Genomic DNA, 23,504 nt, shown 5'->3' on the forward strand with positions numbered 1-23,504 from the left:
CAACGTGCTCATACTTGCAAAGCTCAACCGTGAAGTATCTTTTCAAGCCCGCCACTTTCGCGTCCCTGTTTTTTCCGCGCCGACCTGAATAAGATCCCGTCGAGCGGGCGGCGCAAATTTTCTTCTTCCATTTTTCAGAAATCCATGCTAGACACCCCCATCCCGTGCTCCTCGAGAGGGGCGCTTCGCGATCGTCACGGACGTTGGGTGCGGGGAGCGGTGGCCGCAGCTGGCTGCAGCGCGCTTCGTGCGTGCGGACGAACAGCTTGTTGCGGACGTGAAATCGCGTGGTCCTGGCGCCCCGACGCTGGCGCTAAGTCCTGGGGTGATGATGAGCCCGAGGACGACGGTGGCTAACAAGCCCGGACACCGGGGAGATCGCGTATAAGCGTGAAGACCATCGCGCGGGGAATGCCGGGATGTCTCGGCTGAACCTGTGGTTCCTGCCGCCAGCATTTTTTTCTGCTGGCGGGCCATGGGGGCGGCCAGCTCCCGGCATTCCCCGCGCCCTCTTCTCAGAAAGAGGGCATGTCCCAAGGCAAAGCTCGGACGCAGACGCGCCGCGAGATGGCGGCGGTGCGTCCCGCAGCCAACGAAAGCGCCGATATGTCTCAGCCGCGCATCTACAGCATCGAGAGCGAGAAACGCCCTCGCCGCACTTCCCCAGGACCATCGCAGCTAACGACGGGCATTTTGCCCTCGCCCGTCTCCACGTCGTCATGCCCGGGCTTGTCCCGCCTGCGCGGCCGAAGCCGCTTCGGCGCGGCGAAGGCCCGGGCATCCACGTCCTTCTCAGCGCGCCGAACGACGTGGATGGCCGGGACAAGCCCGGCCATGACGGAGCAACAAATGAGCAGGCGTTGCTGCCGCGACGGGACCATGTCTTCAGATGCAATGGGCCCGCGCCCGTGTCGGACATGGCCGTCAGCTGACCGCCGCATCCGCCGGCGGCCGCTGCCGCAGCAGCGCGGCGCAGGCGAAGCCGAGCACGACCATCATGATGGCGGCGATCAGCAAGGTCGGCTGCTTGCCGCCATGGACCAGGCCGAAGCCGTAGGCGATCGGGCCGACCGTCTGGCCCATGAAGAAGAAGAACGAGTGCAGCGACATCGCGGTCGCGCGCGCCCCGATCGACAGCTCGCTGGCGAACACCTGCAGGCAGCCATGGATCATGTAGAAGCCCCAGCCCATGAGCAGCATGCAGCCGAACTGCAGCTTCCAGCCCGGGCCGAAGGCGAGCGCGGCAAGCTGCAACCCGACCAGGGCAGCGCCCGTGATCATCATGCCCTTGACGCCGAGCCGCGGCAGGAAGTTCGAGACCGTGAACGTGTAGAACAGGCCGCCGACCGCGAAGCCCGCGATGACGATGCCCGCGATCGACAGCGAGGTCTCGCCGAGATCGAACAGGAACGAGGCGATGAACGGAAACAGCCCGAACACGCAGCAGCCTTCGACGAACACGGCCGAGAAGCAGAAGCGCGAATTGGGATTGGTGAAGATGGTGCGGTAGCCCTTCCTCAGCGCGGCGAGATCGGTGGTCGGCGCATGTGTGACCTTGGCGCCGCGAAAGCCTGCCGCCACCGCGAAGGAGGCGATCAGCCCGAGCGCGCCGAGGATCGCGAGCACGCCACGCCAGCCGATGAAATCGCCGATGATGCCGGATGCCGTCGCGCCGAGCAGATTGCCCGCCATCGAGCCCGCGAGCGTGCGGCCGATCGCGACCTGCCGCTTGTCGGGCGCGACGAGATCGCTGGTCAGCCCGAGCGCCACCGGAAACACGCCGCCCGAGGCGATGCCCGCGAGGATGCGCGTCGCGAACAGCAGCGGGAACGAGGTGGCGAGCGCGCCGAGCAGGCTCGCGACGCCGAGCAGCGCCAGGCACAGCGTCATCAGCCGCGCCTTGCCGAACAGATCGGCGGCAGCGCCGATCGCTGGCTGGATCAATGCGTAGATCAGCGCATAGCCGGCAGCGATGCTCGCCGCCGTGGTGATGCTGATCGAAAAGTCTTCGGCGACATGCGGCAGCACCGGATCGAGCGCCCGCGTCGACAGCGCCGCCGAGAAGCCCGCCAGCGCGATGATGTTCACGGCCGGTGGAAACTTCCCCGCGGGCTTGGCGGCGGTCTGGTGCATCAGCGCCCGGCGTCCGCCGACGGCGCCTTGGCGAGTGCGTCGAACGCCATCAGCGTTCGCAGCAGCCCCTCGAACTGCGCGAGCGGGACCATGTTCGGCCCGTCGGAGGGCGCATGATCGGGATCGGGATGGGTCTCGATGAAGACGCCGGCGACGCCCACGGCCACCGCCGCCCGCGCCAGCACCGGCACGAACTCGCGCTCGCCGCCCGAGGACGTGCCCTTGCCGCCCGGCTGCTGCACGGAGTGGGTCGCATCGAAGATGACCGGTGCGCCGGTCGTGCGCGCCATGATCGGCAGCGACCGCATGTCGGAGACCAGCGTGTTGTAGCCGAACGAGACGCCGCGCTCGGTGACCAGCACGTTGCGATTGCCGGAGCCCGTGATCTTGGCGACCACGTTGGTCATGTCCCAGGGCGCCAGGAACTGGCCCTTCTTGACGTTGACGACCTTGCCCGTCGCCGCGGCCGCCAGCAGCAGGTCGGTCTGCCGGCACAGGAACGCGGGGATCTGCAGCACGTCGACGGCCTGCGCCACCTCGGCGCACTGGCTGGCGTCATGCACGTCGGTCAGCACGGGCAGGCCGAGCGAGGAGCGGATCTCGGCGAAGATCGGCAGCGATTGCGAAAGCCCCAGCCCGCGGGCCGCCGAGGCGGAGGTGCGGTTGGCCTTGTCGAACGAGGTCTTGTAGACGAGGCCGATGTTCAGCCGCGCCGCGATCTCCTTCAGCGCCGAGGCGACCTCGAGCGCATGCGCGCGGCTCTCGAGCTGGCATGGGCCGGCGATCACGGCGAGCGGCAGGTGGTTGCCAAACTTGACGGAGCCGAGGCTGACGACCGGCGCGGCAGAGATCGGAGCGTTCACGACATCATCCTCATGAGAGCGCGCGACCATGGCCCGGCGCCGGCTGCCGGATCAACCGGCGTTTGCCTGCGAATAGCAGGGTTGCGGGGATCGGTCATCCCAGCCCCTCCCCGGGCTCTATTTCAGCGCCGAAAACGCCGTCGGCACCAGGAACTGGCTGGTGATGTTGGCGACGATCTGGCCGTCCTCCTCGCTCTTGGCGCGCGCCGCGATCCAATCGGGATCGGTCATGAACTTGGTCCACTTGGTCTCGCGCTCGGCGAGCGATTCCCAGGCCAGGAAATAGGTCAGGTCCTGGTTGGATTCGCCGATCAGAGTCGTGAAGAAACCGACCGGGCGGATGCCATGCTTCTCCCACAGCTTCAGCGTCGTGGTCTCGAAGCGCTTCAGCAGCGCCGGCAGCCGGCCCGGAATGCAGCGATAGATGCGGCTCTCGTAGATCATCTGATCCTCCCTGATCTTTTCTGGCTTCGCGCGATCGGGGAGCGTTGTCGCAACAATCGTCGCGGCCGTCAAAGGTCGCGTTGCGCGCCTCGGCCGTCATTGCGAGGAGCGTCAGCGACGAAGCAATCCAGAGTCCCGCCCGCGACTCTGGATTGCTTCGCTCCGCTCGCAATGACGGCACTTGGCGACAAAGGCCTGCTACACAAGCCGGCTCTGCACCACCGCGGCCTGAATGAACGACGCGAACAAGGGATGCGGCTCGAACGGGCGCGACTTCAGCTCGGGATGGAATTGCACGCCGATGAACCAGGGATGGTCCTCGTATTCCACGATCTCCGGCAGCACGCCGTCCGGCGACAGGCCGGAGAACTTCAGACCGTGCTGCTCGAGCCGATCCTTGTAGGCGGTGTTGACCTCGTAGCGGTGGCGATGGCGCTCGGAGATCTCGGTGGCGCCGCCATACACCTCGGAGACGCGGCTGCCGCGCTTGAGCGCCGCAGGATAGGCGCCGAGCCGCATCGTGCCGCCGAGATCGCCGCTCTTGGAGCGCTTCTCCAGCTCGTTGCCGCGCAGCCATTCCGTCATCAGACCGACCAGCGGCTCCGGCGTCGGACCGAACTCGGTCGAATTGGCCTCGGCGATCCCGACGAGATTGCGCGCCGCCTCGATGACCGCCATCTGCATGCCGAAGCAGATGCCGAAATACGGTACGTCGCGCTCCCGCGCGAATTGCGCCGCACGGATCTTGCCCTCGGCGCCGCGCTGGCCGAAGCCGCCGGGCACCAGGATGCCGTTGACGTGCTCGAGGAATGGCGCGGGGTCCTCGTTCTCGAACACCTCGCTCTCGATCCAGTCGAGCTTGACGCGGACCTTGTTGGCGATGCCGCCATGCGACAGCGCCTCGATCAGCGACTTGTAGGCGTCCTTCATGCCGGTGTACTTGCCGACGATCGCGATCGTGACGTCGCCTTCCGGATTGCGAACGCGCTCGTTGATCGTGTGCCAGCTCGACAGCGCCGGCGGCACCCGCGGCTCGATGCCGAACGCGGCCAGCACCTCGTCGTCGAGGCCGGCGGCATGATAGGCCTCCGGCACGGCATAGATGTTGTCGACGTCACGCGCCTCGATGACGGCGCTTTCGCGCACGTTGCAGAACAGGCCGAGCTTGCGCCGTTCCTCCTTCGGGATCGGGCGGTCGGTGCGGCACAGCAGGATGTCAGGCTGGATGCCGATCGAGCGCAGCTCCTTGACCGAATGCTGCGTCGGCTTGGTCTTCAACTCGCCGGCGCTCGGGATGTAGGGCAGCAGCGTGAGGTGGATGTAGATCGCGTGATGGCGCGGCAGCTCATTGCCGAGCTGCCGGATCGCCTCGAAGAACGGCAGGCCCTCGATGTCGCCGACGGTGCCGCCGATCTCGACCAGCACGAAATCATACTCGTCATTCCCGGACAGGACGAAATCCTTGATCGCGTTCGTCACGTGCGGGACGACCTGGATGGTCGCACCGAGATAGTCGCCGCGCCGCTCCTTGGTCAGGATGTCCTGGTAGATGCGTCCCGTGGTGATGTTGTCGGCCTTGGTCGCGGGCCGCCCGGTGAAGCGTTCGTAGTGGCCGAGATCGAGATCGGTCTCGGCGCCATCGTCGGTCACGAACACTTCGCCGTGCTGATACGGCGACATCGTGCCTGGATCGAGGTTGAGATAGGGGTCGAGCTTGCGAAGCCGGACCTTGTAGCCGCGGGCCTGCAGCAGCGCGCCTAACGCGGCTGAAGCCAGACCCTTTCCGAGCGAGGAAACCACGCCGCCGGTGATGAAGATGTACCGCGCCATGGGACCCTACCTTTAATGCCGCGCGCTCGATTCGCCAAAACGAATCGCTTGCAGCCCGCAACGCTGTCGCGGGCCTGTGGGTTACTTCAAAATCTGAATGGTCTCAGTAACTTGAGACCGCCTCATGACGCAGGACGCCAATTGCGTTCCTGCATGGCTTATCCGCGTTATTGCGATTGCGGTGCCTGCGGCGCAGCCGGAGCCGCGGGAGCCTGCTGCTCGTCGGCCTTCTTGAGCTGGTCGAGCACGCCGCCCCCGGTCGGCGCCACCGGGGTCGCACCGCCTGACTGGGTCTGCCCAGGCAAGGTGCCGAGAATCGAGGTCGGCTTGCGATCCAGACCCGCGAGCCAAGTCAGCGCCAGGCTGGTGAGGAAGAAGAGGAGTGCCAGGATCGCGGTCGTGCGCGTTAACAGGTTGGCCGTGCCGCGGCTCGACATGAAACCGGCGCCGCCGCCCATGCCAAGGCCACCGCCCTCGGATTTCTGCAACAGCACCGTACCGATCAGGACGGCGACAATCATGAGGTGGATGACGATCAAGACAGTCTGCATGGTGACCTTCCGTCACAAGCCCTCGCAGGCCCCGGCCGGAGGCCGGGATCGCGAGAGCTTCGCGGGCTATTCGGAAATTTGCGCGGTGTTACACGATCATGTCGGGCAACGCCACCCCGCAGATAATCGCAGCCGCGCTTCTCACAAGCGCTGCCGCGCCGCCCGTCGTCGAGGCTTGCCCGACCATCCATTTTCTACTATTAGAGACATATGGATCAAATAATAGACGACTTCAGCCAGCGGCTGGCGCGCCGCCTGCTGCTGGAACGGGACAGCCGCGGCTGGTCGCTGGCCGACCTTGCCGAGCGCTCGGGAGTGTCAAAGGCCACCATCAGCAAGATCGAGCGCGCCGAGGTCAGCCCGACGGCGGTCATCCTGGTCAAGCTGGCAAGCGCGTTCGATCTCACGCTGGCCGGCTTGATGCTCCGAGCCGAGGCCCAGTCGGAGCGCCTGTCCAAGGCGGCCGAGCAGCCGGTCTGGCGCGATCCGGACACGGGCTATGTCCGGCGCCAGGTCTTTCTCAGGCCGGATCATCCGATCGAGTTGGTGACCGTCGAGATGCCGGCGCACCGCAGCGTGACCTTGCCGGCCTCCTCATACATCCACATCCGCCAGCTTCTCTGGGTGCAGAGCGGGCAATTGACCATCACGGAAGGCGCGGAACGCCACGTCCTCGGCCCCGGCGACTGCCTCGGCTTCGGCCCACCGATCGACACCACCTTTGCCAACGAGTCGGACGCACCCTGCGTCTATGTCGTGGCGCTTGCCCGGAGTTGAGAATGTCCGCGATTCGAATTGCATCCCTATCGGACACACCGGTCGTGCGAAGCGCGCTTCGCGCCATGCTGATCGAAACGGTCGCCGATGGTGGTTCGGTCAGTTTCATGCACCCGCTTCGCGAGGAGGATGCCGACGCCTTTTGGCGGGAATCGCTTTCGGCCGCGGCGCGCGGCGAACGAGCCGTTCTTGGCGCCTTCGACGGCGAGGATGTGATTGCGACCGTCACGTTGCAGCTGAAGCTGCCGCCGAACCAGCCGCACCGCGCCGAGATCGCAAAGATGATGACGCGCATCAGCCACCGCAAACGCGGAATCGCGACCGCGCTGCTGCGCGCGGCCGAAAACCTCGCCCGCGCGCACGGTCGGACGATGCTGGTCCTCGATACCGCCGAGGATGGGGGCGCCTCACGGCTTTATGAAAGCGTCGGCTTCCAGCTGAGCGGAACCATTCCGGACTATGCCTTGAAGCCGCATGGCGGCCTTACCGGCACGAAGATCTATTGGAAGCGAATCGAACAGGCGGACTGAGGCGTGCGCTTTCGCTCACGTTGCTTCTCAACAGCCCTTCGCAATGGCGAGAAAGTCTGAGGCTTTCAGGCTGGCGCCGCCGACCAACGCGCCGTTGACATTCGCGACCGCCATCAGCTCGGCCGCATTGGAGGGCTTCACCGAGCCGCCATAGAGGATGCGCGTCCGCGCTCCCTCCTGCTTGAAGCGATCGATCAGCAGCTCTCTGATAAAGGCATGAATCTGCTCGACATCCTTGGCAGTCGGGGTCAGGCCGGTGCCGATCGCCCAAACCGGCTCATAGGCCACGACCAGGTTGCCGGCCCGTGATTCCTGCGGCAGGCTGAGGTTGAGCTGGCCGCGCAGGATGTCGAGCGTCTGCCCTGCATCGCGCTGCTGCTGGGTTTCGCCGACGCAAACGATCGCGACCAGCCCGGCGCGCCACACCGCCTCGGTCTTCTGGTGCACCACAACATCGCTTTCGCCATGATCGGCGCGCCGCTCGGAATGGCCGACGATGATGGCGGTGGCGCCAGCATCGGCCAGCATCTCCGCCGAAACGTCCCCGGTATGGGCTCCCGACGCCTTGGGGTGGCAATCCTGAGCGCCGACCGCGATCGCGCGGGAGCCGCGCGCCCTCTCGGCGAAGCCTGCCACCAGGGTGGCGGGAGGACAGACCAGCAGGTCGGCCTTTCCGGTGACCTCGGCGGCTCCGGCCAGCATGGCGTCGAACTCGGCGGTCGAGGCCTTCAGGCCGTTCATTTTCCAATTGCCGGCGATCAGCGGCCGGATGCGGTCGGTCATGGCGGGATTCCAGCAAATGTTGTGACGGACATCGGCTAGCAGAGCCCTTCGACGAGCACCAGAGCGGGAGCCGTCTTCCCACCGCTTCAATCGGCCTCAGGGCCGAGGTTGCGACCGGGCGGCCGCCTCTTTATAAGCCGTTTCAACTCGGTGACGGCCTTTTGCGGAATCTGCTTTAAGGCGCGGCCTCTTCATCCTTTTTCCTGCAGACAGACTGGACCCATGCTTCGAGGATTACGCAAGGCCTCATCAAACTGGCTCGGCAAGACCATCATGGCGGTGGTCATGGGCGTTTTGATCGTCAGTTTCGGCATCTGGGGCATCGCCGACATCTTCCGCGGCTTCGGGCAGTCGACGGCTGCAACCGTGGGACGCACGGAGATCTCGGTCAACGAGTTCCGGCAGATCTATACCGACCGGCTGCAGCAGATCGGCCGCCAGCTCGGTCGTCCGCTGACCACCGAGCAGGCCCGCATGTTCGGGCTCGACCGCTCCGTGCTGCAGCAGACGATTGCGGAAGCCGCCCTCGATGAGCAGGCTCGCCGTCTCGGTCTCGCCCAGTCCGATGCGGAGACCATGCGGGTGATCCTCAGCGATCCCAACTTCAAGGGCCCGAACGGGGCGTTCGACCCGCAGCGCTTCCAGGCCATCATCCGCAATTTCGGCTTCACCGAGCAGCGCTACCTGGCTGACCAGCGCCGACAGTCGCTGCGGCGGCAGATCACCGGCACGATCGCGGCCGGGCTGGAGCCGTCCAACACGATGCTCGAGGCGCTCGGCCGCTTCCAGAACGAGCAGCGCTCGATCGATTACGTCAAGCTCGACGCGGCGCAGGCCGGCACCATCGATGCGCCCTCGCCCGAGGTTCTCGCGTCCTATTTCGAAGAGCACAAAGCCCAGTTCAAGGCGCCGGAATATCGCAAGATCTCCTTCGTCGTGGTGACGCCCGAAGAGATCGGCAAGTCGACCGACGTTTCTGACGAGGACGCCAGGAAGCTGTTCGACCAGCGCAAGGCGCTGATGGGCACGCCGGAGAAGCGCCAGGTCCAGCAGATGACCTTCCCCACCATGGAGGAGGCACAGGCGGCGCGCGCCCGGATCGCCGCGGGTGAAGTCACGTTCGACGAGCTCGCCAAGGAGCGCAACCTCAACCCAGCCGATCTCGATCTCGGTCTGGTGACGAAATCGGCGATTCTCGACCCTGTCGTTGCCGATACCGCCTTCTCGCTGCCGACCGGCGAGGTCAGCCAGCCCGTCAAGGGCGCATTCAACGTGGCGCTGGTCAAGGTCAGCGCGATTCAGCCGGGCCAGCAGCCCGAATATGAGAGCGTCGCTGCCGACATCAAGAAGGAGATCGCAGCCGACCGCGCCAAGTCGCAAGTCGCCAATCTTCGTGACAAGATGGAAGACGAGCGCGGCGGTGGCGCCAGCGTCGCCGAGGCAGCCAAGAAGCTCGGTCTCAATGCCATCACGCTCGAAGCCGTCGACAGGTCCGGCAAGCAACCCAACGGCCAGCCCGTTTCGAACATCCCGCTTGGCCTCGATGTCGTTGCGCAGGCCTTCACCAGCGATGTCGGTGTCGACAACGAGCCGATCTCGTTCCGCGGCGGCTATGTCTGGTTCGAGGTTCTCGGCATCACCCCGCCGCGCGATCGCCCCCTCGACGAGGTCAAGGATCAGGTCGCCGCGCGCTGGCGCGATGACGAGGTCGCCACCAAGCTGCGCGCGAAGGCCACCGAGCTGGTCAAGAAGCTCAGCGAGGGCGGCAAGCTCGCCGACGAGGCGGCATCGCTCGGCGTGAAGGTCGAGGCGGCCAGTGCGTTCAAGCGCGACGCCTCGGTGCCCGGCGTCCCCACCGGCGCGATCACCGCCGCATTCCGCACGGCAAAGGACGGCGTCGGCCAGACCGAGGCTGATGGCGGCCGGCGGTGGATTGTGTTCCGTGTCACCGACATCATCGAGCCTAAGGTCGACCTCGCGTCCGAAGATACCAAGAAGCTGAAGGACCAGTTGCAGCGCGCGCTCGCCGACGAGCAAGGCACGGCCTATGTCATGAAGCTCGAGAAGGACATCGGGACGACGATCAACGAGGCTGCGGTGGCCCAGGTGGTCGGCGGCAACAATCAGTGACGGTTTGCTAGGGGCACGCGTGATGGACGATCTCAAGTCGATCATTGGCAAGGTGGCGACCGGCGCGCCGCTGTCCCGCGAGGAGGCGGCGTCCGCCTTCGACAGCATGATGTCGGGCGAGGCGACGCCGTCGCAGATGGGCGCGCTGCTGATGGCGCTGCGCGTGCGCGGCGAGACGGTCGAGGAGATCACCGGCGCCGTCAGCGTGATGCGGGCGAAGATGCTGCGCGTCGATGCGCCGGCGAGCGCGGTCGACATCGTCGGCACCGGCGGTGACGGCTCCGGCTCGGTCAACGTCTCGACCTGCGCCTCCTTCATCGTGGCCGGCGCCGGCGTGCCGGTCGCCAAACACGGCAACCGCGCACTGTCGTCCCGCTCCGGCGCCGCCGACGTGCTCGCCGCGCTCGGCGTCAAGATCGACCTGAAGCCGGACCAGGTCGGGCGCTGCGTGCGCGAGGCCGGCATCGGCTTCATGTTCGCGCCCGCGCATCATCCGGCGATGAAGAACGTCGGGCCGACCCGGGTCGAGCTCGCCACCCGCACGATCTTCAATCTGCTCGGTCCCCTGTCCAATCCGGCCGGCGTCAGGCGCCAGATGGTCGGCGTGTTCTCGCGGCAATGGGTCGAGCCGTTGGCCCACGTGTTGAAGAATCTCGGCTCGGAGGCCGCCTGGGTCGTGCACGGCTCCGACGGGCTCGACGAGATCACCTTGACCGGCCCGACCTTTGTCGCCGCGCTGGAGAACGGTCATATCCGCACCTTCGAGGTCACGCCCGAAGAGGCCGGGCTTGGCCTGTGCGGCAGCGACGGTCTGAAGGGCGGCGACGCCGAAGCCAACGCGGTGGCCCTGCAGAGCGTCCTGGACGGCCTGCCGAGCCCCTATCGCGACGTGGCGCTGCTGAACGCCGCGGCGGCGCTGGTCGTTTCCGGCCGCGCCAAGACGCTGAAGGAAGGCGTCGCAATCGGCCGGGATTCGCTCGACAGCGGCGCCGCAGCGGCGCGGCTGAAGCAGCTGATCGAGGTCTCCAACAGCTGATCCACCGGAGCGTGCCATGTCGGACATCCTGACCAAGATCGAAGCGTATAAGCGCGGGGAGATCGCGGCAGCCAAGCGGGCATGCCCGTTGCCGGAGCTCGAGGCCCGCGCGCGTGACGCTTCGCCGCCGCGCGGCTTCGTTGCCTCGATCCGAGCCAAGCATGCGAACGGCGACTACGCCTTGATCGCCGAGGTGAAGAAGGCCTCGCCGTCCAAGGGACTGATCCGCGCCGATTTCGATCCGCCGGTGCTTGCCAAGGCCTACGAGGCCGGCGGCGCGGCCTGCCTGTCGGTGCTGACAGACACGCCGTCGTTCCAGGGCCATCTCGACTTCATGGTCGCCGCGCGGGCCGCAACCGCCCTGCCCGTGCTGCGCAAGGACTTCATGTTCGACACCTACCAGGTGATCGAGGCGCGTGCTCACGGCGCCGACTGTATCCTCATCATCATGGCCGCGCTGGACGATGCCGCCGCTGCGGACATCGAGGCTGCCGCGCTCGCCCACGGCATGGATGTCCTGATCGAAATCCATGATCGCGCCGAGCTCGATCGCGCGCTGAAGCTGCGCTCGCCGATGATCGGCATCAACAACCGCAACCTGCGAACCTTCGAGACCACGCTGGCGACCTCCGAAGCGCTGGCGCCGCTGGTCCCGGTCGAGCGTCTTCTGGTCGGCGAGAGCGGCATCTTCACGTCGGCCGATCTCGCGCGCCTGGCGCGCGTCGGCATCCAGACCTTCCTGGTCGGCGAGAGCCTGATGCGGCAGGCGGACGTCACGGCGGCGACGCGCGCGCTGCTTGCGCGCAATGCCGCCTCCGCCAGCGCGGCTGAGTGACCATGGCCGACAAGTCGCCCGACGCTCCCGCCCTGACCCACATCGACGCCCGCGGTGAAGCCCGCATGGTCGACGTGTCGGACAAGGCCGCGACCGAGCGAACCGCGACCGCCGAGGGCCGCGTCGTCATGAGCCCGGCGACGCTCGAGCTCATCCTGTCCGGCAACGCCAAAAAAGGTGACGTGCTCGGAACTGCCCGCATCGCAGGCATCATGGCCGCCAAGCGGACCTCCGAGCTGATTCCTCTGTGCCACCCGCTGGCGCTGTCCAAAGTCACCGTCGACATCACGCCCGATGCCGCACTAGCCGGCTGCCTTGTCAGCGCCACCGTCAAGGTGACCGGGCCGACCGGCGTGGAGATGGAAGCCCTGACGGCCGTGTCCGTCGCCTGCCTGACCATTTACGACATGATCAAGGCGGCCGAGCGCGGCGTACGCATCGAAGGTATCCGCTTGACCGAAAAGATCGGCGGCAAGTCCGGGCACTATCGCGCCTGAAGAGATTACCAAGCCAAATACAACTTCGAATTAATTGTTCGCTAACTCAACTTCCTAACCTCACTTCCATTGCGGACCGATAGCAATGGTTGTGGGAGGGACATCGTAGCGGTTCCATCCCGAAGCGCCGATCGCAAGCGTATTCAGGACCGATGACGACCAACGCTAGTCCAGGGAATGCCCTCAGAGCTTCGACCGACCGCGGTGGACCGATCCGCTGGCTGGTCGGCGGAGGCCTCGTGCTGATTGCAGCCATCGCGATCGGTACGACCATCATGGCCGACAGTTTCCGGGAACGCGCGCTGAACAGCGCGACGCGTGAGCTGGAGAACACCGTCCTCCTGCTGGCGCGCCATTTCGATCAGCAGATGGAGGATCTCGGCGCGATCCAGCGCGATCTCGCCAACTACGTCCGACAGAACCACATCGACAGCGGCGCCCGCTTCAAGGAGCAGATGGGAAGCGCCGCCGTCAATGCCATGCTGAAGGACAAGCTGAGCGCGGTGACCTATGTCGGCGGTTTGAACATCTTCGACTCCGACGGCAACCTGATCAACTCCGGAGCGGCCTGGCCGGTGCCGCCCGTCAACATTGCCGATCGCACCTTTTTCAAGCGGCTGAAATCCGATCCGACCGCGCCGCAACTGCTGATCGAGCCGGTGGTGGGCCGGATCACCGGCACATATGTCGCAGTCATCGCCCTGAAACTGACCAGTCCCAACGGCGAGTTCCTGGGCATCATCAGCCGCAGTCTCGAACCCATCAATGTCGAGCGGTTCTTCGCCTCGGTCGCGCTCGGGCCCGACGCGGCGATCTCGATGATGCATCGCGACGGAACCCTTCTGGCCCGCCATCCACGCCATGAGGGCATGCAGAACCAGAACTACAAGAACGCGCCGATCTTCCGCCAGATCCTGGCCGGTGATGGCAACACCACGGGCATTTTCAGCAGCCCCGTCGACGGCGAGCACCGCATCGGCGCATCGCACCGGCTGACGAGCTATCCCTTGATCGTGACTGCGACGACGACGGTCTCGGCGGCGCTCGCCGACTGGCGCGAGCAGATGCGCTTCCTGATCGCCGTCGGCGTGACGTCGGTGCTGCTGATCGCCGGCATGCTTTACGTCGTGGTGCGCCGGCTGATCAGCGACCACGACGCCTCCAGCCGCCGCTTGACGCTGGAGAAGGAACGGCTCGACAAGGCCGTCAACAACATGACCCAGGGCCTCTTGCTGTTCGATGCATCGGAGCGCCTGGTCATCAGCAACCAGCGCTACGTCGACATGTACGGCCTGTCTGCTGACGTCGTGAAACCAGGCTGCACGTTTCGCGCGCTGATCGCGCACCGCAAGGCCACCGGCTCGCTGGCGGGCGACGACGTCGAATATGCCGATGCGGTGCTGCGCGACATCGGCCGCAAGACCTCGCAGATCATCGAGACCACGGACGGTCGCTGGATCCAGATCGTCAACGAGCCGATCGCGGGCGGCGGCTGGCTCGCCACCCACGAGGACATTACCGAGCGCAAGCGGTCCGAGGAGCAGATCACGCATCTGGCGCACTACGACGCCCTGACGGATCTGCCGAACCGCACCCTGTTTCACGAGCGCCTCAAGGAGGAGCTGACCGGCGTCCCCCACGGCCGGCGCCTCGCGCTGCACTACATCGACATCGACGAGTTCAAGGGCGTCAACGATTCGCTCGGCCACCTCATCGGCGACGAGCTGTTGAAATCCGTCGCGGCGAGCCTGAGCGCCTGTGTCGGCACCGCGGGGTTCGTCGCCCGCCTTGGTGGCGACGAGTTCGCCGTGGTTCAGACGGCGATCCGCAACCGGGAGGATGTCGAACAGCTGATCGAGGATATTCTCGGCGCGATCCGCGCTCCGCGTGACTGCCTCGGCCATCAGCTCACCGCCGACGCCTCGATCGGCGTGGCGTTGATCCCCGAGCACGGCACCGATCTCGACCAGATCATGAAGGACGCCGATCTGGCGATGTACGCCGCCAAGGCCGCGGGACGGCGCACCTGGCGCTTCTTCGAGCCCGAGATGGACGCCCAGATCAAGGCGCGCCACCAGCTCGAGGTCGACCTGCGCCAGGCCATGGCCGACGATCGACTCGAGGTCTACTACCAGCCTTGTCTGAGCCTGCAGGACGACCGCATCGTCGGTTGCGAGGCGCTGGTGCGCTGGAAGCATCCGACCCGCGGCGCCGTCTCGCCGGCCGAGTTCATTCCGATCGCCGAGGACACCGGCCTCATCAACCTGCTCGGCGAACGCGTCCTCCAGGTCGCCTGCACCGAGGCGGTGAGCTGGCCGGACGACATCCGGCTCGCCGTCAACGTCTCGCCGGTGCAGTTCAAGAGCGGCACCCTGGCGCTCAAGGTCGCCAACGCACTTGCGACCTCCGGCCTGCCGCCGCATCGGCTGGAACTCGAGATCACCGAAGCGGTGCTGATCCGCGACGACGACGCGCTCGACACCCTGCACCAGTTGCGCGCGCTCGGCGTCCGCATCGCGCTCGACGATTTCGGCACCGGCTATTCGAGCCTCAGCTATCTCCAGCGCATTCCGTTCGACAAGATCAAGATCGACCGCTGTTTCGTCAAGGACATCACCGAGAGCGAGGGTTCCGCGGCGATCGTCCAGGCCGTGGTCAACATCGCCGCCATCCGCAAGATGTCGACGACCGCCGAGGGCGTCGAGACCGAGGCGCAGCGCCAGCTGCTGAAGCGGCTCGGCTGCTCGGAGATGCAGGGCTATCTGTTCAGCCCTCCGAAGCCCGCAGCCGACGTGCGGCAATTGTTCGCCGCGCAGCGCGCCAATCCCTCATCCGGCCGCCGTTCGCGCTCGGACGCCGCCTGATCCGGTTCCGAACCGATAAATACCGTTGCAATTTGAGGCTTTTCCGCAAGCCAGATTCAAACCCTGCCGACCGGTCGTGCCTTGAAGTCCACGGCTCCGCCATGATCTACGGGACACAGACGGACATACTCCGTGTTCGCCTGTACACGCTGGTCGAAAACCACGGCGGGACGGCCTCAGGGCCGCCCCGTCGGGTGTGAGCATCGCGCGTCGCAAGCCGCACACCCGCCCGCTTCGCAGATCAGTTCGGCACGGCCGCCTTGGCGCGGACGTCGGCGTTCACCGTGACGCCCCGCAGCACGTTGAATGCGGCGTGCAGCGCCTTGTCGTCCTTCTCGTCCGGCGGAACGTAGGACTGCGAGCCGGTCTGCTCGGTGCCGTCGGGCGCCGAGAGATGGCCGCGCATGCCGGCCTCACCCTTGAGATCGCCGCGATCCTTCAGTTCGTCCGGCACGTCCTGCTTCACCTCGATGTCCGGTGCGATGCCCTGCGCCTGGATCGAGCGGCCCGACGGCGTGTAGTAGCGCGCCGTGGTCAGCGCCAGCGCGCCGTTGCCGGCGCCGAGCGGAATGATGGTCTGCACCGAGCCCTTGCCGAACGAGCGCGTGCCGACCAGGGTCGCACGCTTGTGATCGTGCAGCGCGCCGGCCACGATCTCCGACGCCGAGGCCGAGCCGCCATTGATCAGCACCACCAGCGGCTTGCCCTTGGTGAGGTCGCCGCCGCGCGCAGTGAAGCGCTGCGTCTCCTCCGGATTGCGGCCGCGGGTGGAGACCACCTCGCCCCGCGGCAGGAATGTGCTGGAGACCGACACGGCCTGATCGAGCAGCCCGCCCGGATTGTTGCGCAGGTCGACCACGTAGCCGGCGAGCTTCTCCTGCGGGATCTCCTTGGAGATGCTGGCGACCGCCTTGCGCAGACTCTCGGTGGTCTGCTCGTTGAACGATGTGATGCGGATATAGCCGATGTCGCCGCCTTCGGTGTGATAGCGCACCGGGCGCACCTTGATGATCTCGCGCGTCAGCGTGACGTCGAGCGGTGATTCCTTGCCCTTGCGCATGATGGTGAGCTTGGTCTTGGTGTTGACGCCGCCCTTCATCTTGGCGACGGCCTGCTCGAGCGTCAGTCCCTGCACGGCTTCGCCGTCGATCTTGGCGATGAGATCGCCGGAGAGAATGCCGGCCTTGGACGCGGGCGTGTCATCAATCGGCGCGACGACCTTGACCAGGCCCTCCTCCATGGTGACCTCGAGGCCGAGTCCGCCGAACTCACCGGACGTCGTCTCCTGCATGTCGCGCCAGGACTTGTCGTTCATGTAGCGCGAGTGCGGATCGAGCGACGACACCATGCCGTTGATGGCGCCTTCGATCAGCGCGGGATCGCTGGGCTTCTCGACATAGTCGGCGCGGACACGCTCGAACACCGCACCGAACAGATTGAGCTGCGAATAGGTGTCGGCCATGCCGGCCGCGGCCTTGGCCTTGGCCACGAGTTGCGCGCCGTCGGGACCCGTCACCATCAGGGTCAGACCGACGCCGGTCATCGTGCCCGCCAAGAACAGCCAGTTTTTCCGCATTGTTTGCTTCCCGAGCGTTTGTTGGATGGCCGGCCGATCTAAAGGGTCCGCACGCATCGCCGGCGCGATTTGTGTTGCGAACTCACACCACATTTCCGGTTTCTTCAAGGCCGATATTGCGCCGCCGTACCGGAGCCCGACCGCCGGCGCCGTATCCGAAATGGACGTTCGCAGGCTGAAATCAAGATCAGGGCTGCGCCTGTCGTCCTCCAGGGCCCGGCTGCACATATCCGGTCTTTCACGGCACCTGTCATCACAATTCGACGAGCCGTGTGCAGCGACGCGATTGATGGCCTGCGCCTGCGGCGGCGCCCCCGCGCGCGGCGGCGAACTCCAGTTCGGAATGCCTTGCACCCGGACCGCTCGATGGGCAATGCTCCGCGGCAAAACCGCAAACAGGACAGTCGCTGGGAGGCAACCATGAACCAACGGACCCCGATCGAGGCCGGGTGGAGGAACGTCGAGCTCGGTTCGAGCGACGAGAAGTTCCAGAACCTTCACGAGTTCATCCGCAAGGCGCGAGCCCAGCTCAACCAGAATGCCTGGGACTACATCATCGGCGGGGCCGAGACCGAGACGACGCTGCGCCGGAACCGGATGGCGCTCGACGAGATCGCATTCCGTCCGCGCGTGCTGCGCGACGTCTCCAGGGTCGATGCCTCGGTCGAAACTTTCGGCCGCAGGCTCCGCCTGCCGGTGGTCATGGCCCCGGTCGGTGCGCTCGAAATCTTCGATCCGGCAGGCGCCGCCAGCGTGGCCCGTGGAGCGGGCCGGTTCGGGGTCGCGCACATGCTGAGCTCGGTGTCCGAGCCCGGGCTGGAGAAGACCGCCCAGGCCGCTCCCGACGCGCTGCGCATCTTCCAGCTCTATGTCCGCGGTGACGACGCCTTCGTCGAGGACTATGTGAGCCGCGCCATCGCCAACACATACACGGCGTTCTGCCTCACCGTCGACACCGCCCATTACAGCCGGCGCGAGCGCGACATCGCCAAGCGCTACGTGCGCGAAAGCCGGCTGCGCGCGACCGGCGGCGATCATCAGAAGGCGCTGAGCTGGCATACCGTCAAGCTGATCAAGGACAAGTTCAAGCTGCCGCTGATCATCAAGGGCATCGCGACCGCCGAGGACGCACAGATCGCCGTCGATCACGGCGTCGACTGGATCTACGTCTCGAACCATGGCGGCCGCCAGCTCGATCATGGCCGCGGCGCGATGCACGTGCTGCCGGAGATCGTCGCGGCGGTGAAGGGCCGGGCCAGGATCATGGTCGACGGCGGCTTCTGCCGCGGCACCGACATCGTCAAGGCGATTGCGGCCGGCGCCGATCTCGTCGGCATTGGCCGGCTGCAATGCTGGGCGCTGGCGGCCGCAGGCGAGGACGGCATCCTGCGCATGCTCGAGCTGCTGGAGGACGAGGTGATCCGCACGCTCGGCCTGCTCGGCGTCACCTCGTTCGCGGAGCTGAACGCGTCCTATCTGCATCCGGCGGCCGCCACCAACCTGCCCAGCGTGGTCAGCGCGTTTCCGCTGGTCGACATCGAGCCCTACCGTTATTGAGGAGGCGCCGCTTCCGTCCCACGCAAGGCATCGTCGACCCGCCCCATGCCCGCCTCCGCTCTCCGCCCCGGCGTCGCCGACGCGCTGCTGTTCGACCTCGGCCGCGTCGTCATCGACATCGATTTCGTCCAGGTGGTCTCGCGCTGGGCAGCGCATGCCGGCTGTCCGCCGGAGCGCATCGCCGCGCGCTTCGTGCGCGACGAGATCTATCACGGGCACGAGCGCGGCACCGTCTCCGATGCCGCGTTCTTCGCCAACCTGCGCCGGCAGCTCGGCATCGACATCACCGACGCGCAGTTTCTCGAGGGCTGGAACGCGATCTTCGTCGGCCCGATGCCGGGCATCGCCCCGCTGCTCGCACGCGCGGCTTCGAGACTGCCGCTCTATGCCTTCTCCAACACCAACCAGCCGCACATCGATCACTTCTCGCCGCGCTATGCCGACTTGCTCGGTCACTTTCGCGAGATCTTCCTGTCGTCGTCGATCGGCCTGCGAAAGCCGGATGCCGAGGCGTATGATCACGTCGTGCAGGCGATCGGCGTGCCGGCCGAGCGGATCGTTTTCTTCGACGATCTCGCTGAAAACATCGACGGCGCGCGGACGAGCGGGCTGCAGGCGGTGCTGGTGCGCTCGACGGCCGACATCGCCGCGGCGCTGGAGGCGCTCGGGATCTGATCGCGTCGCGCAAGGGTGCGTCATGGCCAGCGGCGTGACGTTCTGAAGGGCTGCGCTCGCAATGACGGTGCCCACTCCTGCAAAATTGTTCTCGCGGCACGATGTGCCCGAGCTTTGCTGCTCTCATTTCACCCTCCTCCAATCGGAGGGCGCAGGGAATGCCGGGCTGCAGGCCGCAACCCATGGCCCGCCTGCAGAAAAAAAGCAGGCGGCAGTCACCACAGGTCCAGCCGACATCCGGCATTCCCTGCGCGATGGTCTTCACGCTTATACGCGATCTCCCCGGTGCTCGGCTTGTTGGCCACCGTCGCCGACGGGATCATCAGTACCCGCCGGCTTGGCATCAGCGTCGGGATGCCAGGACCACGCGACTTCACGTCCGCGCCATGCCGTTCGTCCGCGCGCCATCAGAGCACGCTGCGACACGTCGCGGCCACCGCATCCCGCGCTCCACGTCCGTGACGATCGCGAAGCGCCCCTCCTGTCGAGCACGGGACCAAATCAGCATAGCAGCTTTTTCCGAAAAAGCGAATCCTAAATGCGACGGCCGGCAACGGCACCATCCGGCCCGTCTCCCGCGACGATCAACGCGCCGGCACGACGCGCTCGTCCAGAAATCCGATCACCGCGTCGAACGCCTGCCGTCGATTCCGCTCCATCAGGATCATGTGCGTGCCCTGCCCGATCTCGACCAGGCGCTTGTATGGCGCGCTCACCAGGCGAACGAACAGGTCGTGCGCCATCGCGAAGCGGACATCCACATCCCATTCCGCCGCGAGCACGAGAACCGGGCAGTCGATCGTGCTGGGATCGTAGATCGGCTGGTCCACGGTCCAATGCTCGCGCACGTCCTGCACCGCGCCCGAAGGCGCGCGGATCGCGCCGGGGTACGGCGAGTCCGGATCGGTCGCGAGCGTCGCCTCCGCCCAGGACTCGAACCAGCCGTCCGGAATCAGCTTGTCCCGCGCCTGCTCCGGAGCGGCGCCGCGCCACACAGCCTCGAACGCGCGCGGGCTGACGATCCGATAGGCGCCGAGCGGTCCGCCGGCGTCGATGCGCAGCGGCTCGCTGGACAGCCAGAGCGGCGTCACCAGGATCAGCTTCTCGAGCTTCGCGCTCGCCGCGCTCGCGAACATGCCCGCGACCGTGGCGCCCCAGGACATGCCGAGCACGTTGGCCCGCGGGACGTCGCGATGCCGGCAGATGAAGTCCACTGCCGCGCCGAAATCGTCCACGGCGGTCCGCGCATTGACCAATGGAGATCCCTCCTCGGCCGCCCGCGACATCTCTGGCGGCCGGCTGGAGCCGCCATAGCCGCGCGCATCGACGGCCCAGACGTCGTAGCCGGCCTGCGCCAGGACATCCATGAAGGAGGCGCCGCCGACCGCGACGTCGAACAGGCTGGCGGATGAAAAGGTGGCGCCGTGCATCATCACCAGCGTACGGTCGGCCGAGAACCGTTGCACGTCATGCCGGCGCTTGTTGATGAGCTGAAGCTGGACATCGGACACCGGCCCTTCGATCAGGCGGTGCTGGGAAACGATGCGCGAGGAGGACGTTGCGTTCTCGGTCATGGTCACCTCGGATCAGGCGAAGTGCCACGCGAACCGGTCGCCGTCGCGGCTGATCCGCCCGGCCGAGGACTCGGCGAAGTGGGTCGTGAACACGAGGGAGCCGATCTCGGCGGCATGGTTCATCGCCCATCGGCGTGAGGTCCGCGCCGCATCCGGGAATTCGCAATAGACCGAGTTCCAGTCCGGACGCGCGACCTGCAGCGGATGATGCATCACGTCGCCCCAGAACAGCGCGCGCTCGCCACGTGAGCTGAAGCTGATGCAGGCGTGATCGATGCTGTGACCGGGGCTCGGCAGAAAACGGAAGCCGTCGGCGACCTCGCTGCCATCCACCGCGATCTCGCGCGCGAGGCCGGCCTCGACGATCGGCAGCACGCTGTCTTCGTAGACCCCTGGCATCGGTGGATGCAGCATGGGGCCAAGCCCAGCTGCGTCCCTGATTGCGGCGTCCGAGCCGTTGCCGGCCGAGAGTGCGGCGACATAGGCGCGCTCGCGGCCTGAGAAGACGTGCTGGGCGTTGGGAAACACCGGCGTCCAACGGCCATCGACAAGCTGCGTATTCCAGCCCACGTGATCGGCGTGCAGATGCGTCATCAGGACGAGGTCGACATCGTCGGGGGTGACGCCGGCTGCCCGCAGCCGGTCCAGAAACGGCTCGTTCAGGCGATGCAGGACGGCCGCGTCGGGTCGCTCCTTGTCATTGCCGGTGGCGGTGTCGATCAGAACCACCCGCTCCGGCGTCCGCACCAGCCAGCTATGGATGCTCAGGCGCAACGATCCCGTGCGCGGATCGACTGATCCCGGCCCGAACCGGCCGCGTTCCCGGGCAATGCTGGCGGCGTCCACACCAGGAAACAGAAACTCCCCCTCGACCGCATCGAGGCCGATCTCGAAGATCCTCGTGATGGTGGCGTCTCCGACGCGATAGGTCGTGATGTCCTGCATGTCTGGCGGCCTCGATCCGAACGGTGGTCTTGTCTGGGCCGAGATCTAGGACTAGGTCATACATTCCTCAAATCGATCCAGCTCATGCAGTCCATCGATCACTTCGATCTTCGCTCCTTCGACCTCAATCTGCTGGTCGCATTCGACGCGCTGATGCAGGAGCGCAGCGTGACGCGCGCGGCGGCGCGCCTCAAGGTGGGGCAGCCGGCAATGAGCCATTCGCTGTCGACGCTTCGCGTGCTGCTGCAGGATGAGCTGTTCGTCCGCGTCGGCACGATCATGCAACCGACGCCGCGGGCGGCGGCGCTCGCCGGGCCGGTTCGGGCGGCGCTGGGGCAGATGCAGGCTGCGCTGCACGCCGCACCGGAGTTCGACCCGGCGACCGAGCAGCGCACCATCCGCTTGGGATTTTCGAGCGAGGTGGAGCTGCTGCTGATCCCCGAACTTGCGGCGCAGCTCCGTCGAACCGCGCCCGGCGTGCGGCTGCTCAGCCGGCCGACCGAGCGAAACGAGGTGCATCGGCTGCTCGACGATGGCGCCTTGGATGTTGCGGTCGGCTGCTTCGAGGCCGTGGCACAGCGGCACAGATCGCAATTCCTGTTCGAGCAGGCTCTGAGCTGCGTCTACAATCCAAAGCGCATCGCGATGAAAACGCCGATCAGCCTCGCCGACTATCTGTCGCTTCCGCACGCGCTGGTGACGCTGACCAACAGCCTGCAGGGCTGCCTGGAGGCGGCGCTGGATGAGATCGGCACCGAGCTCAACGTGGTCTCGGCCTCCTCGGAATTCCTCAGCGTGCTGGCGACGGTCGCCGCATCACCGGTGATCACGACGATACCGACCAGGATGGCGAAGCTCTACGGGCCGCGGTTTGGGCTGGCGCTCTGTCCCGCGCCGTTGAAGCTGCGGCTGCCGGCCGTCTCGATGGTCTGGCCGCTGCAGCTCGATCGTGATGCAGCATCGGTCTGGCTGCGGAACATGGTGGCGGACATCCTGCACACGACCGAGCGCGCCGCCTGTCGCGCGGCTGCGGGATAGCATTCAAAATGAACTCTCTGCATCACGTCTGCTCCGGCCGCGCGCGGCTCGCCGCCGAGGTTGCCGGCCAGGGAGACCCTGTCGTCTTCCTGCACGCCGCAGTGTTCGACCGCTCCATGTGGCGCGCGCAGATCGAGGGCGTCGCGGCAACGCATATGGCGATCGCCTATGACCGGCGCGGATTTGGTGAGACGGTCGCCTATGAGGAAGCTCATTCTCCGGTCGAGGACCTGCTCGCCGTCGTCGACGCGTTCGCGCCGGGGCGGCCGGCGACGCTGATTGCCTGCTCGCAAGGAGGCCGCATCGCGCTCGACTTCGCGCTTCGCCATCCGTCACGTATGGCATCGCTGGTGCTGATCGCACCTTCGATCAGCGGCGCGCCGGAGCCGGTCTATCCACCGGAGATCAAGGCGCTAACGGCGTCGTTGGCCGCTGCCGAGGCCGCACAGGATTGGGATCGGGTCAGCGCTATCAAGGCGCATCTGTGGGTCGACGGTCCCTTGCAGCGCGAGGGACGCATCTCCGGCGAGCCGCGCGAGACGTTCCTGAAGAAGAACGCCGCCGCACTCCGCGCGCCGCCAACCGGCGCGACTCTCGATATGGCACCAGCCTTCCCGCGCCTCGCGGAGATCGTCGCGCCATCGCTCGTCATCTGGGGGGACTTGGACTTTCCTCACATCCAGCAGCGAAGCAGGCTGCTCGCCGCAACAATGCCGAACGGGTCAGGACATGAGCTGGCCGGAACGGCGCACCTGCCGAGCCTGGAACGTCCGCAGGAGGTCATGCGGTTGATTGCAGACTTTCTCGCGCGATCGTGAGGCAGCGGCCCGGAAACGGCCCACAGCAGACGGTCAGAACGCAGGGAG

At 66.3% G+C, this 23,504-nt stretch carries 20 protein-coding genes; 11 read left to right on the forward strand and 9 right to left on the reverse strand.

Annotated features, from left to right (window positions below):
• Positions 1-924: 924 nt before the first annotated feature.
• The 5 genes from QW863_RS03905 to secG all read right to left on the reverse strand — a co-directional run bounded on the left by QW863_RS03905 (position 925) and on the right by secG (position 5,821).
• Positions 925-2,133, reverse strand: a complete 1,209-nt coding sequence (locus QW863_RS03905; RefSeq protein ID WP_315711643.1) for an MFS transporter — start codon at positions 2,131-2,133, stop codon at positions 925-927.
• The gene (gene kdsA / locus QW863_RS03910; protein WP_315711642.1) at positions 2,133-2,996 is read right to left on the reverse strand and encodes a 3-deoxy-8-phosphooctulonate synthase; all 864 of its coding nucleotides are present in this window, start codon (positions 2,994-2,996) and stop codon (positions 2,133-2,135) included. The genes QW863_RS03905 and kdsA overlap by 1 nt, the downstream gene beginning before the upstream one ends.
• Before the next feature lie 117 nt (positions 2,997-3,113).
• Complete coding sequence (locus QW863_RS03915) at positions 3,114-3,440, reverse strand: NIPSNAP family protein (protein ID WP_315711641.1); 327 nt, start codon at positions 3,438-3,440, stop codon at positions 3,114-3,116.
• Between the two features lie 198 nt (positions 3,441-3,638).
• Complete coding sequence (locus QW863_RS03920; protein ID WP_315711639.1) at positions 3,639-5,270, reverse strand: CTP synthase; 1,632 nt, start codon at positions 5,268-5,270, stop codon at positions 3,639-3,641.
• 167 nt (positions 5,271-5,437) lie between these two features.
• Positions 5,438-5,821 (reverse strand): preprotein translocase subunit SecG, encoded by a 384-nt coding sequence (gene secG / locus QW863_RS03925; RefSeq protein WP_315711638.1) that lies wholly within the window; start codon positions 5,819-5,821, stop codon positions 5,438-5,440.
• A 210-nt stretch (positions 5,822-6,031) separates the two neighbouring features.
• Here secG and QW863_RS03930 point away from each other — a divergent pair, with 210 nt between their 5' ends.
• Positions 6,032-6,598 (forward strand): XRE family transcriptional regulator, encoded by a 567-nt coding sequence (locus QW863_RS03930; RefSeq protein WP_315711636.1) that lies wholly within the window; start codon positions 6,032-6,034, stop codon positions 6,596-6,598.
• Positions 6,599-6,600: 2 nt separating this feature from the next.
• A complete protein-coding gene (locus QW863_RS03935; RefSeq protein ID WP_315711635.1) occupies positions 6,601-7,128 on the forward strand; it encodes a GNAT family N-acetyltransferase in 528 nt (175 codons plus the stop codon).
• A gap of 27 nt (positions 7,129-7,155) precedes the next feature.
• Here the strand turns inward: QW863_RS03935 and tpiA are convergent, their stop codons facing one another.
• Entirely contained in the window at positions 7,156-7,911 is a 756-nt protein-coding gene (tpiA, locus tag QW863_RS03940) for a triose-phosphate isomerase (protein ID WP_315711634.1), read from the reverse strand.
• Between the two features lie 222 nt (positions 7,912-8,133).
• Here tpiA and QW863_RS03945 point away from each other — a divergent pair, with 222 nt between their 5' ends.
• The 5 genes from QW863_RS03945 to QW863_RS03965 all read left to right on the forward strand — a co-directional run bounded on the left by QW863_RS03945 (position 8,134) and on the right by QW863_RS03965 (position 15,273).
• Complete coding sequence (locus QW863_RS03945; protein WP_315712605.1) at positions 8,134-10,041, forward strand: peptidylprolyl isomerase; 1,908 nt, start codon at positions 8,134-8,136, stop codon at positions 10,039-10,041.
• Between the two features lie 22 nt (positions 10,042-10,063).
• Complete coding sequence (gene trpD, locus QW863_RS03950) at positions 10,064-11,077, forward strand: anthranilate phosphoribosyltransferase (RefSeq protein ID WP_315711632.1); 1,014 nt, start codon at positions 10,064-10,066, stop codon at positions 11,075-11,077.
• A 16-nt stretch (positions 11,078-11,093) separates the two neighbouring features.
• The gene (trpC, locus tag QW863_RS03955) at positions 11,094-11,912 is read left to right on the forward strand and encodes an indole-3-glycerol phosphate synthase TrpC (protein ID WP_315711631.1); all 819 of its coding nucleotides are present in this window, start codon (positions 11,094-11,096) and stop codon (positions 11,910-11,912) included.
• A gap of 2 nt (positions 11,913-11,914) precedes the next feature.
• A complete protein-coding gene (moaC, locus tag QW863_RS03960) occupies positions 11,915-12,409 on the forward strand; it encodes a cyclic pyranopterin monophosphate synthase MoaC (protein ID WP_315711630.1) in 495 nt (164 codons plus the stop codon).
• A gap of 152 nt (positions 12,410-12,561) precedes the next feature.
• On the forward strand, positions 12,562-15,273 hold the full coding sequence (locus QW863_RS03965) for an EAL domain-containing protein (RefSeq protein ID WP_315711629.1): 2,712 nt from the start codon (positions 12,562-12,564) through the stop codon (positions 15,271-15,273).
• A gap of 241 nt (positions 15,274-15,514) precedes the next feature.
• On the opposite strand, the gene QW863_RS03970 is transcribed toward QW863_RS03965, so the two are convergent.
• On the reverse strand, positions 15,515-16,849 hold the full coding sequence (locus tag QW863_RS03970) for a S41 family peptidase (protein ID WP_315711628.1): 1,335 nt from the start codon (positions 16,847-16,849) through the stop codon (positions 15,515-15,517).
• 420 nt (positions 16,850-17,269) lie between these two features.
• Here QW863_RS03970 and QW863_RS03975 point away from each other — a divergent pair, with 420 nt between their 5' ends.
• Positions 17,270-18,406 carry an alpha-hydroxy acid oxidase gene (locus tag QW863_RS03975; RefSeq protein ID WP_315711627.1) on the forward strand — a complete coding sequence of 379 codons (1,137 nt, stop codon included), beginning with the start codon at positions 17,270-17,272 and terminating at the stop codon, positions 18,404-18,406.
• 45 nt (positions 18,407-18,451) lie between these two features.
• Positions 18,452-19,081, forward strand: coding sequence for an HAD family phosphatase (locus QW863_RS03980; RefSeq protein ID WP_315711626.1), 630 nt, complete (start codon positions 18,452-18,454; stop codon positions 19,079-19,081).
• A gap of 584 nt (positions 19,082-19,665) precedes the next feature.
• Here QW863_RS03980 and QW863_RS03985 read toward each other — a convergent pair.
• Positions 19,666-20,655, reverse strand: a complete 990-nt coding sequence (locus QW863_RS03985; RefSeq protein WP_315711625.1) for an alpha/beta hydrolase — start codon at positions 20,653-20,655, stop codon at positions 19,666-19,668.
• A 12-nt stretch (positions 20,656-20,667) separates the two neighbouring features.
• The gene (locus QW863_RS03990) at positions 20,668-21,600 is read right to left on the reverse strand and encodes an MBL fold metallo-hydrolase (RefSeq protein ID WP_315711623.1); all 933 of its coding nucleotides are present in this window, start codon (positions 21,598-21,600) and stop codon (positions 20,668-20,670) included.
• Positions 21,601-21,684: 84 nt separating this feature from the next.
• Between QW863_RS03990 and QW863_RS03995 the strand changes: the two genes are divergently transcribed.
• Complete coding sequence (locus QW863_RS03995) at positions 21,685-22,638, forward strand: LysR family transcriptional regulator (protein WP_315711622.1); 954 nt, start codon at positions 21,685-21,687, stop codon at positions 22,636-22,638.
• An 8-nt stretch (positions 22,639-22,646) separates the two neighbouring features.
• Entirely contained in the window at positions 22,647-23,456 is an 810-nt protein-coding gene (locus QW863_RS04000; RefSeq protein ID WP_315711621.1) for an alpha/beta hydrolase, read from the forward strand.
• Positions 23,457-23,504: the final 48 nt, after the last annotated feature.

The organism is Bradyrhizobium sp. SZCCHNR1017, from assembly GCF_032381375.1.
Classification (GTDB): domain Bacteria; phylum Pseudomonadota; class Alphaproteobacteria; order Rhizobiales; family Xanthobacteraceae; genus Bradyrhizobium.